Origin of the sequence: uncultured Mesonia sp. (assembly GCA_947499595.1) — a bacterium.
Lineage (GTDB): Bacteria > Bacteroidota > Bacteroidia > Flavobacteriales > Flavobacteriaceae > Mesonia > Mesonia sediminis.
Window position 1 is genome coordinate 1 of sequence record CANMOY010000071.1, and the last position, 205, is coordinate 205.

Here is a 205-nt window from a genome sequence, read left to right on the forward strand (position 1 = left end):
TTCGGTGTGCGGGTTTCTCGCCCGCATTATCGTTACTTATGCCTACATTTTCTTTTGTAATAAATCCAGCAACCCTCACAGATCACCTTCTACTCTATTACAATGCTCCCCTACCACTCTGTATATAAATACAAAATCCATAGCTTCGGTAGTATGTTTATGCCCGATTATTATCCATGCCGAACCGCTCGACTAGTGAGCTGTT

The 205-nt window shown here is 42.4% G+C and carries 1 rRNA gene; it reads right to left on the reverse strand.

What is annotated here, in order from left to right:
- Positions 1-205: ribosomal RNA gene (locus ACH2AZ_RS12600) — 23S ribosomal RNA — on the reverse strand; the annotation flags it as partial.